Below are 25,879 nucleotides of genomic sequence, written 5' to 3'. Positions count from 1 at the left end.
GCATGTACCTCACCGGTAAGGCCGTCCTCGACATCCAGGCCGGCGCCCCCAACAACGGCCGCGGCACCGCCGACCAGGGCAACGTCACCCCCGTAAAGCAACACCGTACCGGCGGCAAGACCTACCCCTACGGCTCCGCTCAGTGGTGGCGGCGGATGGTCAGGGACTCCTTCCCCGACACCGAGACCCCCAGCCCGGTCATCGTCAACGGCAAGGATGCCAAGCAGCAGGCGTACACCTCCGGCCGCCCGGACAAGTACCTGGACGACGACTTCTTCGGCTACATGGCCGCCACCAAGGCCGCCACGTTCATGCGCGACACCGTCCTCAACACCGGCACCTTCGTCTCCATCGCCCCCGAGCGCCCCACCCGCGACTTCGGCACCATGAGCCGGGGGCTGCCGACCGGAGCCAATCCGATCCTGCACGAGCACGAGTTCTACACCGCCGCCCTCCAGGGCGACCTTCGCCTCGACTTGCAGCGCATCGGGTTCTTCGAGCAGCAGGGCAAGGTCCGCAAGGCATCCCTCTCCGACGAGGCCGTACAGGAAGCCATGCAGGCCGGCGCGACCGAGGTCACGCGCCGCGGCATCGCCGGCGTTCTCCTCCCGATCGAGGAACGCCGCCGCCGCACCGCTGTCCTCCTGCGCACCATCGCCGCCACACACGGCGGCGCGAGCAGCGCGGCCCACTTCGGTGACCGGACCCCGGCCCTGATCCTGCTGGCTCCCGTCCAGGGCGGCAACCAGCCCTTCACCCGCATCCTGAACGTGGTCGACAACGAGATCCGCTTCAACTCCGCAACTCTGCGAGAGGAGGTAGACGCCTGGTCCGATGTCATCGACGGCACCGTCCGCCTCGGGTGGGCTCCGTCGTTCCTGGGAGGGCAGCGCGAGATTGCACGCGAGGAACTGTCCGACCTCATCAAGGACCAGCGGCTGATCATCGACCATCCCCGAGTGGTCCTGTCCCAGCTCGCCGACGAGATCACGACCGGCCAGCACGAGAACTGGTTCCAGGACTAGGAAAACCGCAGCCTCTTTGAGGCCCGCCACAGCATCAGCTGCCCAGGCCGCACGCGAGGGAACAGCGCGAGGAATCGCACTCAACGCCCGACGTCCATACGCCGGGCGTCGGGTGCGGATTCTCGAAGACCTGCCGCCCAACCATCAAGGATCTCGCTGATGAGCAGTATCGAAGCCATCGAAGTAACCGTCACCGCCCCCATCGCCAGCTTCCGCAACCCCCTATATCAGGGAATCCAAGTCGGCCTGCCATGTCCTCCTCCGAGCACGGTCGGCGGCATGCTCGCCGCCACCGTCGGCAACTGGGACTCCATCCCGGAAAACACCTGCTTCGCCATGACCTTCACCGCCGAAGGCTCCGGCGTCGACTTGGAGACCTACCACCCAGCCGCCGCCAAGGCCGCCAGCAGGAACGCCACCATCAAGGACCGGCACTTCCTCACCAACATCACCCTCACCGCCTGGCTCCTCCACGACCTCGACATGTGGGAGAAGGCCATCCGCACCCCGGTGTGGCCCATGCGGCTCGGACGCTCCCAGGACCTTGCCACCGCCCGCACCCGCCGCGTCCACCTCGCCCCCGGCGGCACCGGCACACAGGGACACGCGCTCATCCCCCACGCCACCGCGCCGGACCCCGCGGTCCGCGACAACGGCGAACAGATGCAGCTCCCCACCGCCATCTCCATTGATCGAGCGCGTACGGCCTGGGGCACCTACCGCTACTCCCGCACCGGCTGCCCCGCCCAGATCACAGCTGACTACGTCACCACCGACGGCCAGACCCTCATCCTCCTCCCGCCGACCCACCCCAACACCGCCCTCGCCGCCGTATAAGGACCCCGATGTACGACGCCTCCCGCTGCCTCCGTGCCAAGAGCGCCTACGGCAACCAAACCCACGGCGAAACCCTCAAAGACCACTCGTTGACCACCATGCGCCGCGGTGAAACCGTCACCACCCGCATCGGCCGCGTCCCCGCACTCCCCGAAAGGTTCGCGATCTGGGTCCGCCTCGCCGGCCTGCTACACGACCCCGGCAAAGCCGCACATGGCTTCCAAATCCAGATCGGGAACACCAGCCAACCCGCCGAAGTCTGGGGGGAACGGCACGAAGTCCTCTCGCTCGGTTTCCTCCCCACTGTCCTCGCGGCTCTGCCGAAGGAAGAGATCCTCTGGATCGCCGCAGGTGTTGTCACCCACCACCGCTGCATCACCGGCGACGGCGGCCAGCGACCTTCCCTCCTGCCCCTCTACGGCCGTGACAGCATCGAGGACTTCGCCGCCAAGTTCGGCCCCATCGACGCAAACGCACTACAGGACCTCGCCGCCTGGATGCACACCACCGCCGTCAACGCCGGACTCATCCCGCCCGGCCCCACCCCCGCCCTCACCCCTGACACCCTCATCGAAGACGCCCACACTCTCTTCGGGGAACTCCTCGACCGATGGGAATGGGAACTCGAACCCGAGGAGGAAGCCGACGGCCTGGCCGCCGTCATGCTCCAAGGCGCCGTCACCATGGCCGACCGCATGGCCTCAGCCCACACCCCCATCCACACCCGCCACCCCCTCACCCCCGAGTACCGGCAGCACCTCGAAACCCGGCTCGCCGCCAAGGGCCACCAACTCCGCCCGCACCAGCTCAAAGCTGCCGACATCAGCGGCCACGTCATCATCCGAGCCTGGACCGGCAGCGGAAAAACCGAAGCCGTGCTCCTGTGGGCCCTGCGCAATCTGACCGAGATGACCGCCGCAGGCCAGGGAACCCCGCGAATTTTCTACCTGCTGCCCTACCTCGCCGCCATCAACGCCATGGTCCGACGCCTCGAAGAAGACCTCAAGGCAGCCGATCAGATCGGGGTCTCCCACTCACGCGCCGCCTCGTATTACCTCTCCCGCGCCCTCGCCGACGAGTGCGCCACCAACGCCGAAGCCCTCACCGCTGCCCGCAAGTCCCTCTCCCAGGAGAACGCCACCCGCCTCTTCCGCGAGCTGATCCGCGTCGGCACCCCCTACCAACCACTGCGCGGAACCCTCGCCGGCCCCGCCCACTCCGCCGTCCTCGCCGACACCGCCAACAGCCTCTTCATCCTCGACGAGCTCCATGCCTACGACCCCAAGCGCCTCGGCATGATCCTGGCGATGATGGCCTTCTGGGAACACCTCGGCGGCCGATTCGGCATCGTCTCCGCCACCCTCCCCGATGCCCTCCAGGACGCCATCTGCCAGACCCTCAACCAGTCCGCCCACCTGGTCCAGCCACCCGAAGGCACCGCATTCCCCAAACGCCACCGACTCTCGGTGCGCCCCCATGCCCTGCGGTCCGACGCCGCCATCGCCGAGATGGAAGCCCGGCTCGAAGCGGGTGAAGCCCTGCTCGTCGTCGCCAACAACCGTCCCACCGCTCGCGCCCTCTATCAGCACCTGGCCCCCACCGCCCGCCGCATCCACGGCAACCGCGACGCCGCGATCATGCTCCACTCCCGATACCGCCGCGACCATCGCGCCAACATCGAAAACCGCATCAGCGAGCGGTACAGAAATGGCCAGACCACCCGCACCGGCGGACTCCTCGTCGCCACACAGACCGTCGAAGTCTCCCTCGACGTCGACTTCGACACCATCCACACCGCCTGCGCCCCGATGGACGCCCTCTGCCAGCGCTTCGGCCGCGTCAACCGCTCCGGAACCCGACCACCGGCCGACGTCATCGTCCACGCCCCCCAATACATGCCCCGCAAGAGCGAACGCGGACTCTTCGCCGACGGCGTCTACCCCAAGGCCCCCGTATCACTGGCTTGGGACATCCTCCAACGCCATGACGGCAACGTAATCGACGAAGCAATGATCACGTCGTGGCTCAACGAGATCTACGACGACACAAGCGCATGGGGCAAAACCTGGCGAGCCGAACTCGACCAGGCCAAAGAGAAGTTCACCGAAGCATTCCTGACCTGGACAGAACCCTTCAAAGACCGATCCAAGCTCCGGAACGATTTCGACGCGATGTTCGACGGCCAGGAAGTCATCCTCGCCACCAACCGCGACGAATACGCCGAACGGCTCGCCACCGACAACGGCCGCCGCCCAGGCCGGCTCCTCGCCGAAGACCTCCTCATCCCCGTAACGGGAAACGTCACCGCCGAATGGGACGAACAGCTGAAAGTCGGCGTCATCAACGCCGACTACGATGAGGAAAACGGACTCGGCGAGATCCGACACTGACCATCCCGATATGGTGAACGCCCCACCAGGGCCCGACGCTTGAGAACCGAATACACCTCATCGACCCGCATAGGGGTCACAAACAACGTACGCGCCTTGCCTTGCGCTTTCATCGCCCCGTAAAGAGGCCACAAACGCAGCACTGCGCGTGGCTCGGTAGTGGCCGTGCTCATCGCCCCTGAGAGGGGTACCAACCCGTGGACCATGAGTGCGGCACCGCACTTGGTGGATCGTCCCCATCGCCCCTGGGGCACCAATTGCTGCATCGTGAAGAGCTTGCGCCGCACGGCAGCGCCCTCATTGCCCCTCGGGGGGTACCACCACGTCGCCGAGCTCGCGGTGGAGGCCGACCGGTGGTCCTGATCGGCCCTGGGAGGGGTACCAACGTGCGATCCGGCCGTGCGCCGCAGTCGTCGGGCCTTGGCCTTCATCGCCTCTGGTAGGGGTACCAACATCAGCGGCCCGTCGGCCAGCGCCGCCTGGATGCGTGCCCTCATAGCCCCTTGCAGGGGTATCAACAGGCCGGTCTCGGCCAGGTCTCGCAGGTGGTCCCCGGCCCTCATGGCCCCTGGGAGGGGTACCAACGGGTTGGAGGAGCCCTTGGGCTCGGCGTAGATGATGGGCGTCATCGGCCCCGGGGAGGGGTATCAACTCGGTTTGCGCGGCGCGCTTGTCGGCCCACACGGTGGCACTCATCGCCCCTGAGAGGGGTACCGACAGCGGCACGTAGACGCCGACACCGCGGCCGCCATCGAGTCCTCGTCGCCCCTGGGAGGGATACCAACGGAGTGGTGCGCTCGCGACAGTGACGCAGGCTCACAGGTCCTCATCGGCCCTTGGAAGGGGTACCAACCGGGTGGTCTGGTCGAGCCAGATCAGCAGCGGCTCCTCGCCCTCATCGCCCCTGGCGAGGGATACCAACACGAGTAGCGAGCGCCGGCCTCCCCCATGCGGCATTGTCCTCATCGCCCCTGGGAGGGGTATAAACTGGCGCACGCAACCGGCCGGGTAGTAGACCCGGAGGCGTCCTCATCTCCCCTGGGGGAGTATCAACAGGGCAACGGGGTCAGCCTGCGCCTGCCGCAGGGCCGTCCTCATCGCCCTGAGAGGGGTATCAACGCGAGGACAGTGGTGGTGGCCGCGTCCAGGCGGGCGGTCCTCATCGCCCTGGGAGGGGTACCAACCCGTCGTCGAGGTGCTGGTATGCGCGGGCGAGTTCGTCCTCATGACCCCTGGGAGGGACATCAACGCGCGCAGGGTGCCAGTGTCGACGGTGACTCGGAGGCGTCCTATCGCCCCTTGGAGGGGTATCAACTAGACGCCGATCACCAGCGGGTCGGCGATCGAGCCGGTCCTCATCGCCCCTATGAGGGGATTAAACGACGTGACTGTCAAGTGCCCAAAGACAGGTACGAGGGTCCTGATCGCCCCTGCGAGAGGTACCAACGCCGCAGCTTCCGGATCTGAATCGCCTTGGCTGACGTCCTCATCGCCCTTGGGCGGGGTACCAACTTGTGGATGCGGGCGGACGGCGTGCGCAGGCCCGCGTGTCCTTATCGCCCCGGGGAGGGGTATCAACTCGCGAAGACCGGTTCGGGTCAGCTTCACCGCGGCGGTCCTCATCGTCTCTGGGAGGGGTACCAACACTGTCATCCGCAGGAAAGCGATCTGCGGGCGCTGGGGGTCCTCATCGACTCCCGGAGGGGTACCAACGTCACGTGAACGCCCTTGATGATGGGGACGCCCTTGTCCTCATCGCCCTGGGGGCACCAACCAACCGAGCGTCCTGCTACGACCTGGCCCCGGGCGTAGGGTTCAGAACCTGCCGCATCACCTAGCCCGCCACATCTGGTTACCTCGGGCCCCGGCCCCACTTCGCCCCGGACCCGATAGCACCACGCTGCACAAACCGTCCGCTCCCACGGCCAACCCGGGAAAATAACAGCGGATTCCCTGTCACCGAAACCGGAGATCCGCCGCATCCTTAGAGGTCCACTGCCACTCCCTGACCGACACGTCGAGAGGCAGCGCCACGACGACAGCCCATAACTGCACATCCCGCCATGCGCGACCGTGCCGGCCGCTGGCCTGCTAGGCCGCGGCGTAGCTGAGGCGGAACAGGTCCTGGGCTCGCTCCAAGTCCCGCTCCGTACGCAGCTGCACCTCCAGTTCGCCGGTGCCGTGGTGGCCGAGCCCCGTCATGTCCCGAGTGAAGCCGGGAATGAGGTCGACCTCCTTCGGGTCGGCCTTGAGGTAGACGAGGAGCTTGGTCTGCTGCGGCGGGCAGACGCAGGCGAAGTTCCGCAGCCGCTGATAGGCCACGTACTGCTTGCGCTGGACCCGGGTGACGCCGTCCCCCAGGCCGAGCAGCACCTCGTCGACCGCCTCGGCCAGCTCCGCCATCGCCCCGCCCTGCCCTCGGGCCGACGGCAGTACAGCCGCGCGCCGGCGAGTCCGCCTCGTTACGGCCGACTTCCCGGTGGCCGAGGCCACGGTCTCAAGGCCGATGTGCTCGTTGCCGAAGTACCGGTAGCGGATCAGGTCGATGCTGCGGCGGTGCTCGCCTACGGCGTGCGCGTCGTAGCGGGTGAAGTCTCCGGCGACGCAGATCAGACGGGGTGCGCTCCACAGGATCTGGGACGCGGCCGGGGCCCCGAGCCGGTCGCGGACCACTCCGGAAGGCGTCCTTGTGGGCCATGAGCCACGACATGTAGTAGAGGCCCTGGTGGATCGCGCCTGCGTCGGTGCCGCGCTTGAATTCCACGATGACCGGTGCGTTGTTCTCGTCGATCCCCAGCGAGTCGATCCGCCCACCATCAACGCAGTCGATGACGTACTCGCTCGCCAGGAACCGCACCCCCAGCATCGTCTCCATGTGCGCCTCGATGAGGCCCTGCACATCCGCCTCGACCTCAGCAAGACGCGGCATGACCTCCGTCACGCCGCTTTTCGTGTTGAACAGCTTCAGGCCCGACACCTTCCCCTCCTCGACTCGAAGAGCAGGAACGTCGGGCGGGTTGTCCGTTATTCCTCGTTGCTACATACGGGCGCTATCGCTCTCGACTTTCGACATTCTGACCATCCGTCAGAGTGTGTCTCGGGTGTCAGGCTGCCTGGTCATCGTCGGCGGCGGCCCAGGCGCGCTGGACCTCCCGGATTCCCGCATCCGTGGGCCGACGTGGGGTGGTGGGCATAAATCGAGCCGCAATGATGGTGCTGCGGAGCTTGGCGGTCATGTCGGCGAACGCCGGGGTGGTTTTGGTGGTGCACCACGGGGCGCGCTCGCGGTGGTCGGCGGCGGAGCGAGAGCGTAGAGCACGGCGTTGGACGGCACCCGGGTGGTGAAGGTGACAGATACGGACAGGTCACGCAGCGCCTTGCCGTGGTAGGCGGCGTCAGCGACCACATCGATACGCCTGTCCCAGTGACAGGCGGCCAGAAACCGGATCATGGAAGCAGCCAGCTCGGCCTTGGTCTTCTCGCCCTTCGGGCGGTGCAGCCGGGCGGCCACCAGCAGGCACACCGGCCGGGCCATGAACGGCAGGTCCACGATCAGGCCGAGCACGACGAAGCAGGTGCCGTAGCCGATCCCATCGCGGCCGGCAGCGGAGCCGTCGTACTGCCAAGCGGTGCCGAAGACCTTCTTCCCGCGCCGTTTGAACAGCGTGTCGTCCACCGCCACCGTCAAGACGCCGCCGTCAGGCACCACAGAGCGCACCACGAGGTGGGACAGCGCCGCGCCAAGCGTCTGCGGGTCCCAGCGGGCACGGGCGAAGAAGGAGTGGGCCCGGTCGTGGGACCAGTGACGCGTCAAGTTCACGCCCAGCAGCATCCCGGTGACCGTGCCCCGGCCCGTGTTCGCGATCAGCCCGGTAACCAGCGCGGCGAACGTGGAGAAGCTCGGCGAGGTGAAACTGCCGCGCAAGGCACCCAGCACGGCGAGCAGAGATGCGGGTAGGTCGCATCCGGAAGCATCGGCGGGTCCCTCACAGCAGGCGACACAAGCACCGCCGATGCTTCCTTGCTGTCCGCCCCCAGGACGGACCAGAGATCATTTTCGGACGCGCCGCACACATCGAGCTCTTGACGGACTTTCACGCTCGGGAAATCGTGTGACGGCTGCGTCGGCGGACGGGGAGCGGCGCAGGTCGGGGGCTTTCCCGTGATTCCCGTGCGGCGTTCTCCAGGAGACGTATTTGTCCAGCATGTCCAGCGAACAGCAGCTGCTGAAGGTATACAGCGACCGGCCCTACGTCCACACCACCACCGTGCGTCACCAGGGCACCACGGTGGCCCTGGCCATGGACGACCAGCGGCGGCTGGTGTACTCGGTCCTCGACCTCACCCGCCATGACGACAGCAAGGGGGAACTCGACGCCGCGTACTGGTCGGAGAACCCACTGCCGCTCCACTTCCCCGCCGAGATCACCGACGTGGGCTTCGCGGCCGTCGGCGCCACCGCGCTGCCGACCGTCAAGCGCGGCGGCAGGGTCGAGGCATCGCCGGGCGAGCGGCTGGACGACGACGAGCTGGACCCGTTCCTCTCCACCACCGCCCGGCTCACCGCCCTCGCCCCCTTCCACGCGCTGTCCGACGGCACCCACATCGTCGTGCTGCGCCAGTCGGTCGCGGGCGACCACCCCGATACCGTCCACAAGATGACCGCTGGGGGCTCATCCGGCGACCCGGAGCGCACGGACTACGTCAAGGACCGTGACGGTGCGAAGGTCCCCCTGGTCGCGAACACCCTGTTATGCGACCGCTTCTTACTCGTCGGCGGCGAGCTCAAGCCCGTCCTGGAGGCCCGCTACCGTCGCAGCCGACACAAGAGCCGTCCGGATTCGGCCAAGGACAGCCTCGGCACGACCGACATGGAAGGCCGCCCCTTCCACGAGCCCACACAAGAGCTGTCGTTCGTCCGCAACCTCGCCGCAGGACGCTTCACCGCGCTGCTCGTACCCACCGCGGTGCACGGCCAGCAGCGCTGGCAGATCTTCGCTCACAACGACGCGACCGGCCGCATCGACTCCTTCAACATCGAGCAGAGCGGCGACGGCCTGCTCAACCTCCAGGGCACCCAGGCGTGGACCAGCCCCGACCCGGCCCACCGCGACGCCGTCTACGAACGCACCCCCGGCACCTGCCCGTTCACCGGACAGCCCCTGGTACCCGTGATCAGCGCCGAGGGCCACGCGGAGACGGCCCTGCGCTTCGGCGAGGGCGACGCACAGGTGCGCGTGGCCGACGCACCGTCGCTCGCGGGTGACTTCACCATCGAGTTCTGGGCCCGGCGCACCGCCACCGGCGACCACACGGAATTCCTCCTCGGCCACGGCGACGAGAAGGGCAGCGACCGCAACTCCCTGCACGTCGGCTTCCGTGCCGACAACCGCTTCACCTTCGCCTTCTACGCCGACGACCTCACCACAGAAATCGGCACCGACGACACCGACTGGCACCACTGGGCCTGCGTCTACCAGCGCGACGGCCGCCGCCAGACCGTCTACCGCGACGGCGCGGAGATCGGCAACCGCACGGCGGACGGCGACTACACTGGCACCGGCCCGCTGGTGCTGGGCAAGGCCCTGTGGCACCGCAGCGTCCGCGCCGAACTCGACGAGGTGCGCGTCTGGGACCGCGCCCGCACCACCGACGAGCTCAAGCGCGACAAGGGTATCCGCCTCATCGGCAACGACCCCGGCCTGACCGCCTACTACCGCTTCGACGAGGGCTCCGGAACCCGCCTGTACGACCAGACCGACCACGCCCGCCACGGCGAACTCCACGACGGGCCGCGCTGGGTGACCTCCGAGGCGCCCGTCGGCGACCACCCGGGCGTGCGCCGCGACAGCTTCACCGTCACAGGCCGCAGCCCTGTCTCCGGCCTGTCCGCCGTCCTCTACCACCAGCAGGAGGACAGCGCGGTCGGCTACGAGAAGGAGCCCAAGCCCGTCAAGCGCCAGGCCCGCGTGCTCCTCTCGTACGCCACCTCCGGCCCCGACCCGAAGACCGGTGCCGCCACCGACAACGCGTACCTCGCCACCGTCGACTTCGGCGTCGGCCGCGACGGCCGTCTCGCCCAGGTCTCCGACGAGCTTGCCCTGCCCGTGCTCAGCGCGCCCGAGGCCAGCGGTGACGTGGAGGCGATCAGCGAACTCGACGGGCGCGTTCAGCAGCTCACCCGCAACATCGCCGCCCAGGAGGCCGAGGCCGCCAGGCTCGCCCAGAGCAAGGGCGAGTACGAGGCCGTGGAGCGTGAACGGGACGCGCGGAAGGCGGAGTTGGAAGGGTCGTTCGACGGCTGGACCTACCGCATCCGCTTCAAGCTGCCGCGCGCCGGCGAACCGCAGTACCTCGCCCTCAAGGACAACGGCTCGGGTGAGTGGCCTCCCGTGATCCGCACCTCCGACAAGGACACCCCCACCGCGGTGTGGAAGCTGGAAGGCACGAGCGAGGGCACGTACTACGGCCGGGACTGCTGGTACGTCCGCAACTGCCACGCGCCCAAAGACCTGAACGTCTCCGGCGAGAACACCGCCGACGACGCCCCGCTCATCGGCTACCAGCACCTCGAACGCCGCTGGAACACCTACTTCGCATTCTTCGACCGGGGCGACGGCTACTTCTCACTGATCAACCGCCACAGCGAGCGCACGGTCAGTGCCCTCGACCGCAAGGGCGAAGCGGTCGTCCAGTACGACAACGACGCAGTGCTGCGCAGCGGCGAGGGGCTCATCACCCTGGAGAAGGTCGCGCTCGTGGACGATCCGCGCCTGGCCGGCCTGGAGACCCGCCTGGCCGAACTCGGCCCCGACCGTGACCGCCTCGCCCAGCTCCAGCGCGAAACCGCCGCGCTCCAGATCGAGTTGGCGCAGGCGCGCGAGGAGCTGGCCCGCCTCACCGGCGGTCTCCGGGGCGCCGACGACATCGCCCTCCCCATGCCCCTCCTCTCCCTCGACCGCACCGGGCTCAGCTGCTCGGGCGCCCTGCTGGAGTTCGCGCGCGGCGCCGACCGCCCGTACCTGCTCGACAGCGCCACCGGCAATGTCGTGCTCTACTTCCGGGGCGCCAACGGCCAGTTCTTCGCCGCCTACTACGACTCTCGGGTCTCCCGCCCGTCCCGCGCGTTCGCCGCCGGCGACGGCACCGCGTTCACCTTCACCGCCCGCGACGCGGGCACCGACCTCGGCGAGGTCGCCCTCCGCATCATGGACGTCGGCGATCCCGGCCGGTGCGAACTGACCATCACGCACGGGGACGAGAGCGAGATCTGGCGCCGGCTGCCGCGCCGCGCCGCCGACTTCGCCGCCATCGTCAACGGCGCTCCCGGCCAGGACTACGACTACACGCAGGCGGAGAGCAGCCGCCCCGGCGTCCCGCTCTCGGCCGGCTCCCGCCTGGTCTTCGCCGACCCCGGTACGGCCGCCGAGGTACCGCTCGGCGCGCCCGCCGACCTCGTGCCGGGCCACAGCGGCCGCTGGCGCGCCGACAAACCCGGGCGCGCGTACGCCTTCGACGGGCGGTCGAACATCGCGAGCACGACGACCGGCCTCGACCGGGTCGCCGTGCCGGGAGACCTGACCGTCGAGGCGTGGATCAACCCCGAGCGGGTGGCCGGAGCGTCCCGTGTCGTGCACGCCGGCGCCGGCGAGAGCCCCTTCACCCTCGGCCTGCTCGCCCCGCCCCGGCCGCCGGCCACCCCCGCGCTGTTCTTCGACGGCCGGGACGGCCTCGCCGTCACCGACTCGGGAGTACCGCTGACCGAGACGGACTTCACCATCGAGTTCTGGGCGCGGCGGCCGTCGGCGCCCGACGGGCGGCCGCAGTACATCGTCGGGCACGGCTACTCCCACGCGTCGGAGAGCGGTTCGCTGCACATCGGCTTCCGCGCGGACGGCGTCTTCACCTTCGCGTTCTACGGCGACGACCTCGATACCGAGGAGAAGTACACGGACACCGCCTGGCACCACTGGGCGTGCGTGTTCGCCCACGCCACCCGCGAGCAGATCATCTACCGCGACGGCACGGAGATCGCCCGGCGCACCGCCAAGCAGAAGTACTACGGTGCCGGCCCCTTCAGCTTCGGCAGTTCGCACGCCGGCTGGATCCCCGACTACGCGCGCATCGAAATGGACGAGGTCAGGCTCTGGGGCACCGCCCGCACCAGGACCGAGGTCGGCGAGCACCGGAGGAAGCGGCTCACCGGTGACGAGAGCGGCCTCCAGGGCTACTGGCCGTGCGCCGGACCGGCCACCGAGGCCGACGGCAAGCCGGTCGTCACCGACCGCTCGCCGCAGCACCGCGCCGTCACCCTGCGCGGTACGGTCACCACCGCCCCCGCCCCCGCCGAACTCGGCGAGAACGACGCGACCGGCTATCGCATCGTCGCCGGCGTCGGCAACCGCCTCGTGGCCAGCCGCGCCACCTTCCCACTGCGGGAGTGGAGCCATCTCGCCCTCGCCTACGAGCAGTCGTGGGCCGTCGAACTCACCGACGGGGCCTGTCTGGAGGTCCCCGACAACGACGCGCTCGACATCGCCGACGACCTCACCGTCGAGGTCTTCTGCCGGATGGACGCCCTCGGCACCACCCAGGGCCTGCTCTCCAAGGGCCGTGCCGCCGACGGCGCGGGCGGCAGCGTGCCCTACCGGCTGCTCGTGCTCCCCGACGGGCGGCTGGAGTTCGGCTTCGAGGAGCCGGACGGCACATCGGTCCACTTCGCCTCCACCGAGGCACTGACCGCGGGCGCTTTCCACCGCATCGCCGTGGTCCGCAAGAGCGGCCGCTCCATGGAGGAGCGCAAGGGCACCAAGGAAATCACCGCGGTCGGCGCCGACGGCAGGCCCGTCCGGCAGAACGTGGAGCTGGTCGAGTCCGTCGAAGCCCGGGAGTGGCAGGACATCCGCTTCGTCGTGGACGGCCGCGAGGCCGGCACGGCCCGCTACGACGGCCCCGGCGCCAAGGGCAACAACGGCGCCCTCGACATCGGCCGGGCCCGCGAGGGCATGGAGACGTACGCATTCACCGGTGTCGTCGCCGAAGTCCGCATCTGGGGCACGGCCCGCGACACCGCCCAGCTCGGTACGCCCGTCACGGCACGCGACCACGGCATCACCGCGCACTGGAAGTTCGAGGAGAACGCCGGCAACACGGCCGCCGACGCGACCGGTTCGCACCCGGCCCGGCTGCGCGGCGCCCGCTGGACCCGCAACCCCGACCCGCGTGGCAGCCTCTTCCGCCTCTACCGCAACGGCATGTCGGTGGCCTGCGACCCGCTGGAGACCACCGGGGCCACGGGATCCACGGGGTCCACCGGAGCCGCTCCGTCCACCGAGTTCACCGACTACGGCGACGGGGCCCTCTCGCTGGGCGCGATGCTCAAGGACGGCAGCCCGGTCCAGCCCTTCCAGGGCATCCTGGAGGAGGTCCGCATCTGGCGCACCGCCCGCACCCAGGAACAGCTTCTCGACAACCTCTTCACCCGCCTCAAGGGCGAGAAGCAGGACCTGATCGCGTACTGGACCTTCGACCGGGCCTCCACCGACGAGACCGCCTCTCTCCTGCGCGACGAGAGCCTGCGCGGCAACCACCTGGCGCTCCCCGCGGCAGGCCCGCAGCGCCCCGCCATGGTGCTGTCCACGGCACCCGTCTCCAGTGACACCGCCCAAGTACGGTCCGCGCTCGCGGCGATGCGTACGCCGTTCCACGAGACGATCGACGGCTCTCCCGCCGTCACCGAGTACGCCGATATGCAGTACACCGCCAGGGGCGAGGCGTTCGGTGTGCTCAAGCGCGCGTACGGGTATCTGCGCGACGGGCGCTGGCACCTGGTCACCGGCTACAAGGTCGGGGACGTCGTCAGCGAGTGGATCAGCCAGGTGCAGTTCGACCCGCAGCTGACCGGCTATGTGGAGGGCGCCCCGCCGGTCCCCTCCGAGAACCTCACCCCCAACACGATGGACCCCGAGCGCTCGACCTATGACGGTGTCGCCGCGGTCGAACTCACCCAGGCCGAGGAGGTCGTCCACTCCCTCTCCTCGGCCAGGGAGCGCAGCGTGGACGCCGCGTTCGGCTTCGCACTGTCCAACGAGGTCGATGTCGACATGTGGATGATCACCGCTCCGCTGGGCTTCGGTGTCGCCAAGTCCATGGCCAAGGCCAAGATCGCCGTGGGTGCCCGCGGCAGCCTCGAATTCTCCAACAGCTGGGCCGAGGACACCGCCGTCTCCCAGGGCGAGAACACCACCCGCGCCACGAAGGTCGAACTGGCCGGCAGCTGGGAGGATCCGCGCCGGCTCCTCAATGAGTCCGTCGGCCGTCGCTACGTACCCGCCAACATGGGCTTCGCCCTCGTGCAGTCGCAGACCGCCGACCTGTTCGCGCTGCGGCTCGCCCACAGCGGCGCCCTCGTGGCCTACCGGATCCAGCCCAACCCCGACGTGCCCAAGGACTGGAACGTCATCCCCTTCCCCCTCAACCCTCGCTACACCAAGCAAGGCACCCTCGACGGCACCATCGGCTTCGACGAGCGCGGAAAGGTCCAGGACCCCGACTACACTGACGCCCGCGACCGCGGCGAGTACAGCTACTACAAGCCGCGCGAGGCGTACGCCATCAAGCGCCGCGTCCAGCGCGACCGGCAGCGGCTGCGCAGCTACTACGAGACCGTCTCCACCGAGACCCACGCCCCCGACCCCACCGCCGAACGCGCCGGCCGCGTCCTCGGCGGCGCGATCGGCGGCGACACCTCGCCGGGCAAGCCCCGGGACACCTCGGGCAGCAGGACCGGCGACGGCTTCTCCCGCCGCGACATCGCCAACACCTACGTCTGGACGGCCGACGGCGGCTTCTTCGCCGAGACCACCGAGACCACCGACGCCGTCAGCGAGACGACCTCCGGCGCGTACTCACTCTCCGGCTCGGTCGGCACGTCAGTCGGCACCGCCTTCGAGATCATGGGCGTCGGCGTCAACGCCCAGTTGGACGCGTCCATCGGCGGCGGCATGACCGTCACCAGGGCCCGCGGCAAAGAGGCGAAGCGCTCCTTCGGCCTCAGCGTGAAGTGCGAGCCGTCCGGCAACCTCCAGCAGTACGACGCCCACCGAAAGCCGATCTTCGACGCCGAGGGCAACCCGGTCAACGCACCGGGCAAGGTGGACGCCTACCGGTTCCTCAGCTTCTACCTCGGTGAGGACAGCGAGCACTTCGACACCTTCTTCCGCAAGGTCGTCGATCCGTCGTGGTTGGAGAACGGCACCGACCCGAACGCGGCCGCGCTGCGCCAAGCCCGCCAGTCGGACCGCAAGCCGCCGTGCTGGCGCGTGATGCATCGCGTCACGTTCGTCAGCCGGGTCCTGCCGCCTGTCCCGCCCGCCGACGCCGCCCCGCTGGAGCAGGCGATGCGGCAGCTGGACGTGGAGAGCAACTACGAGCTCGTCCGCCGCCTCGACCCCTACGTCAAGGCCGCGGCCACGGGCCTGCCCGCACTCTCCGCCGCGGTGCGCACGGCCCTGGCCACCCACCTGCCGGAGCTGAGCCCACACGCGGACGACGTGGTGCAGTTCATGGCGCAGTACTACGGGGTGGAGGACTGAGGGTCCGCTCCACGGACGTGGGCGCACGTCCACGCACGGCCGGAGGCCGGGGCAACTGCCCCGGCCTCGGGGGTATGGCGCGGGTCACGGCACGCCGAGCGGGCCACGCACCTGCGAGGATGTCGGAGCCAGGTCGACGAGTAGCTGACGGAACTGCCGAACTCAGGGGCCGTGCCGTGTGGTGCCGCGTCCCATCGCCTGGATGTACACCACGTCGGCGGACGGTACGGACAATCTCGCAAACCCCCGCACACCTCGACTTTCGAGTTCTGACCATCGGTCAGGGTGTGTCTCGGGTGTCAGGCTGCCTGGTCATGGAAGCAGCCAGCTCGGCCTTGGTCTTCTCGCCCTTCGGGCGGTGCAGCCGGGCGGGCCACCGGCAGGCACACCGGCCGGGCCATGAACGGCAGGTCCACGATCAGGCCGAGCACGACGAAGCAGGTGCCGTAGCCGATCCCATCGCGGCCGGCAGCGGAGCCGTCGTGCTGCCAAGCGGCGCCGAAGACCTTCTTCCCGCGCCGTTTGAACAGCGTGTCGTCCACCGCCACCACCAACGGCTCCTCCGGGCCCCGGCAACAGACGGGAGATCAGATGCGAGCAGGAGATGCCCAGCAGGTCGGGGTCCCAGGCGACGCGGGAGTAGAACGAGTGCGCCCGGTCATGCGGCCACAGACGCGCCAGCCACACCCCGAGCAGCATTCCGGTGACCGTCCGGCGCCCGGTCTGCGCGATCAACCCGGTGACCAGCGCGGTGAACGTGGCGAAGCCCGGAGCGGTGAAACAACCCCGCAACTGACCCAGCACGGCGAGCAGTGAAGCGGGTACGGTCGGATCGAGAAGCATCGGTGGACCCCTCCTCCTGGAGGCGGTGAACAGACCACCGATGCTTCTCTCATCTCCCGGATCCCACAGCCGACTTCGCCAAACCCACCCCACCAGCAGTCCTCACCGAGGGCCCGCGAAAGCAGGGAAAGTCGAGATCGCTAGCTGCGCAATAAAAGAAAGCGGTGGTCAGTGTCGAGCCGGCCTGTGGGATTCGACCTTGCATCTTCCGTCTGAGCGGAGCTTGAGGGGGAGCGTAGCCGAGTCACGGCTGATGACTTCGTCCGACAAACAGCCCACCTTGCCCCGCCAAACCTGACGGCGGGGTGCCTTGCTTCGAAGTCAAGCAACATAGCGCGGGATCGCCGGTTGGCCAAACCGGCGATCCCGCGGATCATTAATAGTCCACCGCCACTACCTGCCCGTACGTCGAAAGGCATTGCCGAGACGGCCATCAATGCAACTTGTCCCACCCGCGTAGCCCTACGGAATGGGCTCCGTGCGCGCTCCCGATCCCACGAGGCGCGTATGCACCCCCGGGTCGACCGCGCCGTGGGGAGCAGAGTCCCATCACGTCCCGGCTGAACCCGGGAAAGCGGTCGATCTGCATTGGATTGACCTCGACCTCAGCGCGCGATGAGAGCCGCACCCTTTTGGCAGATTCAAACCGCATCGACTGCGCGTAAGTAGCGCCTTTTTAGCACCGGAGAATCCGAAATGCATGAACAGACTAACGAGGTGCAGAGCGCCCGGTATAGCCCTACGAGCATCCGCGCCACCTGGGACGGAACGGGGAGCATAGAGGACGCTTCCAAGGCGTTGGGGTTCTCGCGGGCAAAGGGCTACGACCTGGTTCGTCGCGGGGAGTTCCCGTGCCGTGTGCTGCGCATTGGCCGTAGCACACGTGCCGTCACCGCGTCCCTGCTCCGCGTGCTCGAAAGCGGAGAGCCGGAGTACAGCGGTGCCCACGCCGGACACTGCACGCCGTCGTGACCCTCCACGCACGAACCCCCGCCGGAGCAAGCGATGCTGTTGGCGAATTCGGGGGATCGCCACGCTGCTCTTCGGAAACGCAGCCCGCGCCACCCGAACTGTCTCCGTGGGAATCTTCCCGGACCCCTTCGGCTCCATCGACATCCGCACCCACCCCACGCGACAACGTTGGCCTTCAAGACCACAACCAGGTCTTGAAGGCCAACGTCACGCCGAACCCCGAACTCGCCAACAGCGTCCCTTCTGTGGCAGGCGCCTCGGCGCATTCGGTGGCCCATAGGTTCCGGGCCTCTGGGGGCCCACCTGTGCCCTCAAGGCGCCCGGCCGGTGGTGGGTGTGCAGGCCGGCCCTGGCCCGTGTGGGCGGAAACTGGCGGCACCTGGCATGCAGGAGGCGACGCCCCTGGTGGGTGTCGTCATCTTGGGAACCCCGGCCCGGCCGGTCGAACCCACTGGCGACTGGGCGGTGTAGAGGTGGCCCATACGCCTACGCCCAGGGGGCTGGCCCATCGGCTGCCCACCGGTCCAGCTGCCGGCCGTCGACCATGCCGAGTCGTGCCCGGCGGCAGTAGTCGGCGGCGGCCTGGGTGAAGCCGGAGGTGGTGACCACGAGGGCGACGTCTGCGTGGTGGATCGTCCAGGCGGTGCCACCGACCCTCTGCACATCAGGGCTGGACACCTTGCTGGTGGCATACCGCTTGCACTGGATCACCAGGCGCCGCCCGTCGGGGGTAGTGGCACGCACATCGGCCCCAAGGTCCCCCGCCCCGCCGATGACCAGCACGTCGGTGCAGCCATCCCGCCGGCACAGCGCGGCTATGGCGTGCTCGAACTCGACCGGGCTCATAGCGAGCCAGTCACGCTCGTTCTGCGGGCGTTGCAGGAGCTGCCGCACGGCCTCGGTGCGCACGTATCCCTGACCGCGCTTCGAGGAAGCGGTACGGGATGCGGGAAACGCAGTGCTGCCGACCACAGCGTCTCTCACGAAAATAACTCCAGTGATGGCCATCGCGGCGGGAACTATCAGGGCTGGCCAGGCTTCCGTCCAATTCCCGTCCACGGACTCCCAGTACCACTGGAGCACTTTCCAGGTTCCCCCGATGAGCAGAACTCCCACGAAGGCCGAACTGACACGTTCCTTCGTTCCGAGGGGTGTCTCGGAGGGGGAAGGCGGGGGCGAAGACGGCGGCACGTCCGGGAACTGGTCGTCGCTGGGGGCGGTCAAGGCATACTCCCTGGTGAGGTTGGGTTCCCTGGCGGGGCGTCTACATCTTGTTGAACGGACTGATTCTGGTCGAACCAGCCGCCTACCAACAGGCGTGAGGTGGCCCGTGGTTGGGCTGGTATGCAGGCAGACGTACGCCCCCGCCGACGGACGACACTGTTGGCGAATCCGGGGGCTGAACGTGACGTCGGCCTTCATGACCCGTTGTGGTCATGAAGGCCGACGTTGTGTTGGGGGGAGGGTCGGTGTCGCTGCACGCCAGGAAGACCGTCGCATCACCCTCCACCCCCGCACAGAACAGGAAGTGATCCAGCAAGCCCGGGCCCGGGAAGACACCATGGAGTGGAAGGAGGAGTATGCGTGCCGAGCCGGAGTCGAGGGCACTATCTCTCAAGGTGTCCGGGCCTTCGGCCTGCGACGATGCCGGTATTACGGTCTGGCCAAGGCCCAGCTGCAGCACCAGCTCACGGCCACCGCAATGAACCTCCACCTTCTCAACGCCTGGTGGACCGACATCCATGAGCCCGTACTCGAACATCACACCTGGCAGCACTCTGGCCCGCCGAGTAGAACTCGACGGTCCGGATTCGCCAACAGCGTCGAGCAAGCCGGCGGGGGTTCGTCGTCTTGCACGCTCTCACACTGCCCCTATGACTCTGCGGGCCTGACCAGGTGGAACACCTCCCGGGCGGCGTAGCGTTCGAGGCATCGGACGATCTCGCGTCGGGTTTTGCCCTCCTTGGTGCGGCGTTCGTAGTAGTCCTGAGTGCGCGAGTCGAAGCGCGGGCGGGTCTGCACGATCCGGTGAAGGGTGGCGTTGGCCTGCCGGTCGCCGCCGCGGTTGAGGCGACGGTACTGCCGGGTGCCCGAGGAGCGTTCTGCGGGGCCGAACCGCACAGCGCGGCGAAGGGCGCCTCACTGTCCAGGCGTTCCGGGTTGCCCCCCATCGTGATCAGCAGAGTGACGGCCGTGTCCGGGCCGATGCCCACCATCAGCACATGGCGAGCTGCTCGTGCTCGGGCAGGTCGAAGTGGGTGATCCGGCCTTCGTGCCCGGCCTCTTGCAGTTCCTGGGCTTCCTGGGCGCTGCGGACCAGGGCGTGTTCGAGGTTCAGTTGGGGTGAGACCGGGACCAGGCCGGGGCACGGCCGCACGATCCCGTACAGGGAGCGGCGCTTGCCTTGGGTGTAGAGCGGTACGCCGTAGGCGTACTGCCGTGACATCCGTGGAGTCTCGGGGATCTCCACCCAGAGCTTGTCCTGTCGCCGGGCCCGCTCGGCGACCGCGGTGAACAGTTCCTCGGACTGTTGCTGCGACAGCCGGCGCCACCACATGTTCGCGGTCTCCAGGGCCTGTCGTTCCTTCTCCTCGTGCTCGGCCTTCTCCCGGGCGAGGCGCTCTTCCTCCTCGGCCTGTTGCCGGGCACGGCACGCGTAGGCTTCGGCCCACCTGCCTTGCGTCTCCTTCCAGGCGATTTCGGCCCTTTCTTCCCGCTGCTTGCGGAGGCGTTCTTCCTCCTCGGCCCGCCGGACCCGCTCCTGCTCCTGCAGTTCCTGCTGCCGTTGCTTCTCTGCCTCCTGGAGCTCCTTCTCGCGGGCCTCGCGTTCCTCCTTCGCCGCCTCCTGGCGCTGGCGCATCAGCTCGTGCTTCGTCTGTGCGGCGACCGACTGGAGGGACGTCCACCATCGGCTCCGCCGAAACCGGAGCTGCTTGTCGTTGACGACGCGGTAGACCCGCCGGTAGCGCGGATAGCTTTCGACGGAGACGAGCTGCCCGTGGAGGGCCCACCGCACGAACCGCTCCAGCTGCTCTTCGCGGAAGTTCCAGCCGCCGGCGGCGTAGTCGAAACCCGCGAGGCCGTCATCGACAACCCAGCCCTGCCCCCTGTCCTGCGGCACGCGCACCCGGACCGCAGGCACCGCGCTGATCCACTGCGGCGGTTTCTCGTGCGGGGAGACCCAGCACACCCGAATCGCCTCAGCTTCGTAGCGCTCGGTGCGGGCGCGGATGTCGTCCAAGGTGATCGGGGACAGCTGCGCCTCCCAGGCCATGCGCTGGGAGCCGTCTGTGGAGGTGGCCATGACGTCCGCGCGCCATGAGCCGTCCTGGGCTGGCACCTCCAGCTCGGCGAACCATCCGGCCTCCCGGATCGCGGCTGCCATCTCCAGCTTGAGCATGTGATGTTCCCACGACTCGTTCGTCAGGCTGCACGACGGCGGTCGTCCGGGATCGTGGCAGAAGAACCGCACGCCATAGGGCGAGACCTTGGCGTGCAGGGCCCATTCACATTCGGGGCAGGTGAGCGGTATGCGGGGGCGGGCCTTGTGGACCTGGGACCAGTCCAGGTTGTGCCCGAGGTCAGGGAGGGTGGCGTTGAGGCGGCCGAGGTCAGCGTGCAGCGCGGTGAAGGGCATGAATCGCGCCTCCTGGCGATCCGGCGTATTCGACAGGACATCAGATAGCAGGCGGCACTGACAGTCGTGTTCCGGACGACCCTCTCCCCAGGCCCCTATACGAACCGCGCAGCCCGCCACTTCCCCGGAGAGCCCGGGAAGGTCCCTGTGCGCCCCCAGCGCGCCGATCGTCCTCAATCCCGCGAGCGGCCGTCAGGCGGCTAGCCCGGCCTTGCGGAGCACACCGTCTACCTGTACCCGACGCCCAACTGCGCGGCACCAAGGTCACGGCGTCGGCGTGGTCATCGGCGCCCTCGTCCGCCTCGCGGAAGTCGGCCAGCAGCCCGTACGCCGTCGCCGTCACCTGCTGGTAGCGGTCCCGCAGCGCCGCACTGTCCAATACGTCCGCCTCGCCGTCCTCGACACGCTGGATCTCCTGGTCGATCTCATGCCGATGCCGTGTGAGTTCGGCCAGCCGCGCCTATCCAGGACGGCTCCGACGCCGTGATCACACCTGACATCGCAAGAATTTTCCGGGGTGTACCGGGTTGCCGGACGACTCCTCAGCAGATGGAGTCCTTCCAGAAGGCGACGGTAGCTGCGGGTTCCAGGGGCGTCCTCGTCGACCTCTCGGAACTCGTGATCGATGTAGTCGGCCAAGTCGTGGCCGTAGCAGATGATGTCGCTGCCCCACATCGAACCCGGCCAGATCAACCGTCTTTTCGGCGGTCACGGCGCGTACTTCGACGGCCCGGATGGCCACATCATGGAGATCACGACTCGACCCTACGTCCGCCCATAGCAGCCGCCGCGCGGTGGTGCGATGGGTGTGAATGGTCCATGGCTAACTCAAATGATGGGGAACGGTCCGCGCCAGGTGAAGGGTGACTGGGAGTCACGGAAGAGGTGGGCCAGCCGTGGGCCGATGCGGGCGACGACTTCCAGGTTCCCTGGGTCTCCGAAGTTGCTCTGGATCATGGTGACTGCATCGACTGTGCCCAGTCCGGTGCCGACCGGGAAGGGGCCGTCCCAGGGCATTGCGGGGTTGTCGTTGTCGCGGACGAAATGGCGCAGGCCACCGCCGGCCACGGGGGTCACGAGTTCGAAGTTCCCCTTGTCACCGAACTTGCTTTGGATGAGGACGGGGTTACCGCTGACCCCTCCCGGGACGAGGGGGAACGGGAAGAACGGTCCGCGCCAGGTGAAGGGTGACTGGGAGTCACGGAAGAGGTGGGCCAGCCGTGGGCCGATGCGGGCGACGACTTCCAGGTTCCCTGGGTCTCCGAAGTTGCTCTGGATCATGGTGACTGCATCGACTGTGCCCAGTCCGGTGCCGACCGGGAAGGGGCCGTCCCAGGGCATTGCGGGGTTGTCGTTGTCGCGGACGAAATGGCGCAGGCCACCGCCGGCCACGGGGGTCACGAGTTCGAAGTTCCCCTTGTCACCGAACTTGCTTTGGATGAGGACGGGGTTACCGCTGACCCCTCCCGGGACGAGGGGGAACGGGAAGAACGGTCCGCGCCAGGTGAAGGGTGGCTGGGAGTCACGGAAGAGGTGGGCCAGCCGTGGGCCGTCGCGGGTGACGACGCGAGCGACGACCTCCAGGTTCCCCGGGTCTTCTCCGAAGCTGCTCTGGATCATGGTGACTGCATCGACTCTGCCCAGCTCGGCGCCGAAACGGAAGGGGCCGTCCCAAGGCATTGCGGGGTTGTCGTTGTCGCGGACGAAATGAACCAGTCCTCCCTCAGCTCTGGGTGTTACGCGTTCGAAATTCCCCTCGTCGCCGAACGCACCCTGAATGAGGACCGGATTTCCACTGTAGCCGACAGCCATGTGAACGAAGACGCCTTCCGAGGGAACAGCCTGGCCGTCAGCCTCGGCCACGATGAACAAGAGGTACGAGCCGGGGGGAGCGATATTGCCGTGGGGAGGAGAATTGGCCTCGATCCGGTCACCGACACGAGTGAAACGCAGACGGACGTAACGCTGGTCGGAGTTGAAGGCGTGTGTCACCGAGCCTGCGCGGATTAGCGCCACCGTGTGGATTCGGCCGGCGTCCGGCGTGTCGATCAGGAAGTCTTTGTCATACCCGATGATCGAGGGAGCGGAAGATATCTTGGGGCGATCGCTGCTCTTGATATACGGCGGTTCGTAGATCTCGATCCGAGTCTCCCGATTATCCACTGCAACGCCTTCGTCTTTTGGCAGATCCCCTGGATGATCGGCCTGGTTGTGATAGCTCCAGTTACCCCCGTCATTGCTGCCGGCTGTGAACACCCTGCCGTCGGGCATCAGGAGTGCGACCGAGTGGTATCCCCGCGGTACTTTGGCTGTGCCGGTATCCGGCAACGTCATCCACGGCCCCCGCCTCCCCTTGGGCACGTCAGGCTTCTCGTCAGGCTTCCTTTCAAAAGCTGGGTCGTAGAGCTCGGTTTCCACCATCGCGCGAGGGGCTCGAAGGGGTCGTGGATCATCCTCCGAGTCGAAGCCGCCGCACACCATGATCTCTCCTGTGGGAAGGATGACGGCGTTGCCGTCTTCGCGCCGACGGGAGCGGCTGCCTGCGATGGGTTGACGCTCCGATGTCAGCTCCCACTTGACCGGTTTGGCATGCGGTCTGATGATGAACGGCTGTTCGCCACCGCATACGAGAATCTGCGGCTCGTAGTCCGGCGGATGCAGTGGAAGCAGGACGGAAGTCGTTTTTATGCCGCCATAGAGCGCCTCGGGGGGTTCCGAAGTGATATCCCTCCATCCCGTCGTTCGACTCCAGATGTGGCATCTATCTCCGATGGGTGTCGCGCAGAAGACCTCGCCGTTATTAAGGACATGGAGCCGCGGATAGGAAATCTCAGCCGCCAGGTCGGGGATCAAGCCCAGTACGTTCCAGCTTCCAGAGAAAATCTCGACATCGCGATTAACGTGAACGTTCCCCACAGTGACCGTGCTGGGGTGTCCACACAGCGCCAGGCAGTCGCCATCTCCCAAGGTCACCAGGGTTGGATACCACCGGCCGTCCCGCATGTCGGCAGCCCTTTTCCACGGGCTCGCACCGAGCGGCGCCTCCGGGTCGAAGATCCACGTGTAACGCAAGCCCGTGAAGTGCCCCTTCGAGTGGTGCTCTCCGGGGTCGGGGTCCTCTTTGTGGCCCTTCGACCACGATTCGGTTCCGCCGGCGACCAGCAGGCGACCATCCGGCAAGAACGCATGGCCGCAGCAGAACAAGTCCGGTGCAGGGGCGCCAGGTGGTACCTCGGGAGACGCCAGGATCCGGACAGCGCCGCTGCGGCAATCGTAGATCCGCGTGCTATCGATGTGTTTGCGGTCCGTCCGGCCGAGGAAATGGCGGCCGGGGTCGTGCTCATCGCCGCTGAAGAACACGATCTGATTTGTGTGGAGCAGCGCGGCGTGCACCGCGAGCTTTCCGGATTCGTCTGTGCGCGGGTTCCAACTCATGAGGTGTGAGAGTCGGAACGGACCGCGAGCTTCGATGCCGTCCACCGTGAGGCTGCCGCCTGAGGTGAATTCGAAGACAACGTGGCTGACGTTCGTGAAGTCCTGCCCCCCTGGCCCAGCGAAGTCGACGAATCGGAACTCGCTCAGTCCCGCACTGGCTCGCGCGCTGGCGGACGAGGCGCCAGCCGCAGTGACAACGGTGACCTTGACGTCTACGCCACCGTCACCCGCGTGGGAGATCGTGGTCCTGAGCCGGTCAGCACCACCGTCATGCAGGTTCACACCGAGAGGGGCCGGAGTGCCATCGGCCCTGAGCCCGTAACTGACCTGGAGGTGGGCCCGTTGGTCGACACCGAGCGCCAGCCGGAGACGGTCCGCGCCGCCCACCTCCAGGAGTGCTGGCGCTCCCTGGGGGGACGCAAGGTTGGTCACGCTCGTTGCCCGCTCGCCGCCGAGCATCGTCCCGGTTTGGCTGCGGGTGGTGGTGGCTGACAAGGGCACGGAAAAGTTGTCCCCGCCGGTGGTGAAGTCGTCGAGCAACCTGTTGTGGAGCAGGTTGCGCTGGGCTGTGAGTCCACTGGGGGTGACCGATATCTTGCCGTCGAGGTCCAAGGTGAGTGTGAAAGAGGTGCCTGTTCCGTCAGTGGGCAGGAACTTGTGAATCTGGGCCGGGATAAGGGTCAGTTCATGTGTCGAGGTACGTGAGAGGACGTCCGCGTTTCCGAGCAGGAACGGGGTGAGGTCGTGGGAGAGGGCGCGTCCGTCGATCGTGATCCGGTAGCCATGGATGGTCAGGGTCCGCCCGGAGGCTTCAGCGAAGCCGGCGAAGCGGGGCTCGACCGACACCTGACCATCCGTGCTGAGGACAAACGTGAAGTCAGCGAACACTCCCGCCAGGGCGACCCCGAATGCCGCGGGCATCAGGGTCAGCTCGTGTGTCGAAGTGCGCGACAGAACGTCCCCATTTCCGAGCAAGAACGGGGTGAGGTCGTGGGAAAGGGCACGTCCGTCGATCGTGATCCGGTAACCATGGACGGTCAGGGTCCGCCCAGAGGCTTCAGCGAAGCCGGCGAAGCGGGGCTCGACCGACACCTGACCATCCGTGCTGAGGACAAACGTGAAGTCAGCGAACACTCCCGCCAGGGC

Annotated in this window: 11 protein-coding genes and 3 pseudogenes; 6 read left to right on the top strand and 8 right to left on the bottom strand. The window is 67.7% G+C overall.

Annotation, left to right across the window (positions count from 1 at the left end; all coding sequences use genetic code 11):
* Nucleotides 1-2 precede the first annotated feature (2 nt).
* From cas7i to cas3, 3 genes are all read left to right on the top strand, one after another.
* Nucleotides 3-1,025 (top strand): type I-B CRISPR-associated protein Cas7/Cst2/DevR, encoded by a 1,023-nt coding sequence (cas7i, locus tag AB0I10_RS22010; protein WP_363154236.1) that lies wholly within the window; start codon nucleotides 3-5, stop codon nucleotides 1,023-1,025.
* Nucleotides 1,026-1,184: 159 nt separating this feature from the next.
* The gene (cas5, locus tag AB0I10_RS22005) at nucleotides 1,185-1,862 is read left to right on the top strand and encodes a CRISPR-associated protein Cas5 (protein WP_363154235.1); all 678 of its coding nucleotides are present in this window, start codon (nucleotides 1,185-1,187) and stop codon (nucleotides 1,860-1,862) included.
* A gap of 8 nt (nucleotides 1,863-1,870) precedes the next feature.
* On the top strand, nucleotides 1,871-4,252 hold the full coding sequence (gene cas3 / locus AB0I10_RS22000) for a CRISPR-associated helicase Cas3' (protein WP_363154234.1): 2,382 nt from the start codon (nucleotides 1,871-1,873) through the stop codon (nucleotides 4,250-4,252).
* A 2,091-nt stretch (nucleotides 4,253-6,343) separates the two neighbouring features.
* Here the strand turns inward: cas3 and AB0I10_RS21995 are convergent.
* Nucleotides 6,344-7,229, bottom strand: a pseudogene (locus AB0I10_RS21995) (endonuclease NucS domain-containing protein).
* Between the two features lie 255 nt (nucleotides 7,230-7,484).
* Nucleotides 7,485-8,189, bottom strand: a complete 705-nt coding sequence (locus AB0I10_RS21990; protein WP_363154232.1) for a transposase — start codon at nucleotides 8,187-8,189, stop codon at nucleotides 7,485-7,487.
* Between the two features lie 268 nt (nucleotides 8,190-8,457).
* Between AB0I10_RS21990 and AB0I10_RS21985 the strand changes: the two genes are divergently transcribed.
* On the top strand, nucleotides 8,458-15,846 hold the full coding sequence (locus AB0I10_RS21985) for a LamG-like jellyroll fold domain-containing protein (protein WP_363154289.1): 7,389 nt from the start codon (nucleotides 8,458-8,460) through the stop codon (nucleotides 15,844-15,846).
* A gap of 299 nt (nucleotides 15,847-16,145) precedes the next feature.
* On the opposite strand, the gene AB0I10_RS21980 is transcribed toward AB0I10_RS21985, so the two are convergent.
* Together AB0I10_RS21980 and AB0I10_RS21975 are read right to left on the bottom strand one after the other, a co-directional pair.
* On the bottom strand, nucleotides 16,146-16,394 hold the full coding sequence (locus AB0I10_RS21980; RefSeq protein WP_363154231.1) for a hypothetical protein: 249 nt from the start codon (nucleotides 16,392-16,394) through the stop codon (nucleotides 16,146-16,148).
* Nucleotides 16,395-18,147: 1,753 nt separating this feature from the next.
* A pseudogene (locus AB0I10_RS21975) lies at nucleotides 18,148-18,510 on the bottom strand (restriction endonuclease); the annotation flags it as partial.
* Between the two features lie 151 nt (nucleotides 18,511-18,661).
* Between AB0I10_RS21975 and AB0I10_RS21970 the strand changes: the two are divergent.
* A complete protein-coding gene (locus AB0I10_RS21970) occupies nucleotides 18,662-19,582 on the top strand; it encodes a transposase (RefSeq protein ID WP_363154288.1) in 921 nt (306 codons plus the stop codon).
* On the opposite strand, the gene AB0I10_RS21965 is transcribed toward AB0I10_RS21970, so the two are convergent.
* The 3 genes from AB0I10_RS21965 to AB0I10_RS21955 all read right to left on the bottom strand — a co-directional run bounded on the left by AB0I10_RS21965 (nucleotide 19,534) and on the right by AB0I10_RS21955 (nucleotide 21,710).
* Entirely contained in the window at nucleotides 19,534-19,782 is a 249-nt protein-coding gene (locus tag AB0I10_RS21965) for a transposase (protein ID WP_363154230.1), read from the bottom strand. The two genes, AB0I10_RS21970 and AB0I10_RS21965, sit on opposite strands and share 49 nt — an antisense overlap.
* Before the next feature lie 94 nt (nucleotides 19,783-19,876).
* Nucleotides 19,877-21,298: a competence protein CoiA family protein gene (locus AB0I10_RS21960; RefSeq protein ID WP_363154229.1), complete on the bottom strand. Its 1,422-nt coding sequence runs from the start codon at nucleotides 21,296-21,298 to the stop codon at nucleotides 19,877-19,879.
* A gap of 40 nt (nucleotides 21,299-21,338) precedes the next feature.
* Complete coding sequence (locus tag AB0I10_RS21955; RefSeq protein WP_363154287.1) at nucleotides 21,339-21,710, bottom strand: DUF3375 family protein; 372 nt, start codon at nucleotides 21,708-21,710, stop codon at nucleotides 21,339-21,341.
* A 258-nt stretch (nucleotides 21,711-21,968) separates the two neighbouring features.
* Between AB0I10_RS21955 and AB0I10_RS21950 the strand changes: the two are divergent.
* Nucleotides 21,969-22,079, top strand: a pseudogene (locus tag AB0I10_RS21950) (VOC family protein); the annotation flags it as partial.
* A 47-nt stretch (nucleotides 22,080-22,126) separates the two neighbouring features.
* On the opposite strand, the gene AB0I10_RS21945 reads toward AB0I10_RS21950, so the two are convergent.
* Nucleotides 22,127-25,867: a galactose oxidase early set domain-containing protein gene (locus tag AB0I10_RS21945; protein ID WP_363154228.1), complete on the bottom strand. Its 3,741-nt coding sequence runs from the start codon at nucleotides 25,865-25,867 to the stop codon at nucleotides 22,127-22,129.
* Nucleotides 25,868-25,879: the final 12 nt, after the last annotated feature.

The organism is Streptomyces sp. NPDC050636 (assembly GCF_040654775.1).
Taxonomy (GTDB): domain Bacteria; phylum Actinomycetota; class Actinomycetes; order Streptomycetales; family Streptomycetaceae; genus Streptomyces.
This window is presented reverse-complemented; position numbering and strand designations above follow the sequence as displayed.

What these genes read in the sequence shown, in the direction of transcription:
- cas5 (WP_363154235.1), top strand. Translation starts at nt 1,185, where the DNA reads ATGAGCAGTATCGAAGCCATCGAAGTAACCGTCACCGCCCCCATCGCC.
- AB0I10_RS21960 (WP_363154229.1), bottom strand. Translation starts at nt 21,298, where the DNA reads ATGCCCTTCACCGCGCTGCACGCTGACCTCGGCCGCCTCAACGCCACC.
- cas7i (WP_363154236.1), top strand. Translation starts at nt 3, where the DNA reads ATGTACCTCACCGGTAAGGCCGTCCTCGACATCCAGGCCGGCGCCCCC.
- AB0I10_RS21970 (WP_363154288.1), top strand. Translation starts at nt 18,662, where the DNA reads ATGGCCATCGCGGCGGGAACTATCAGGGCTGGCCAGGCTTCCGTCCAA.
- AB0I10_RS21985 (WP_363154289.1), top strand. Translation starts at nt 8,458, where the DNA reads ATGTCCAGCGAACAGCAGCTGCTGAAGGTATACAGCGACCGGCCCTAC.
- cas3 (WP_363154234.1), top strand. Translation starts at nt 1,871, where the DNA reads ATGTACGACGCCTCCCGCTGCCTCCGTGCCAAGAGCGCCTACGGCAAC.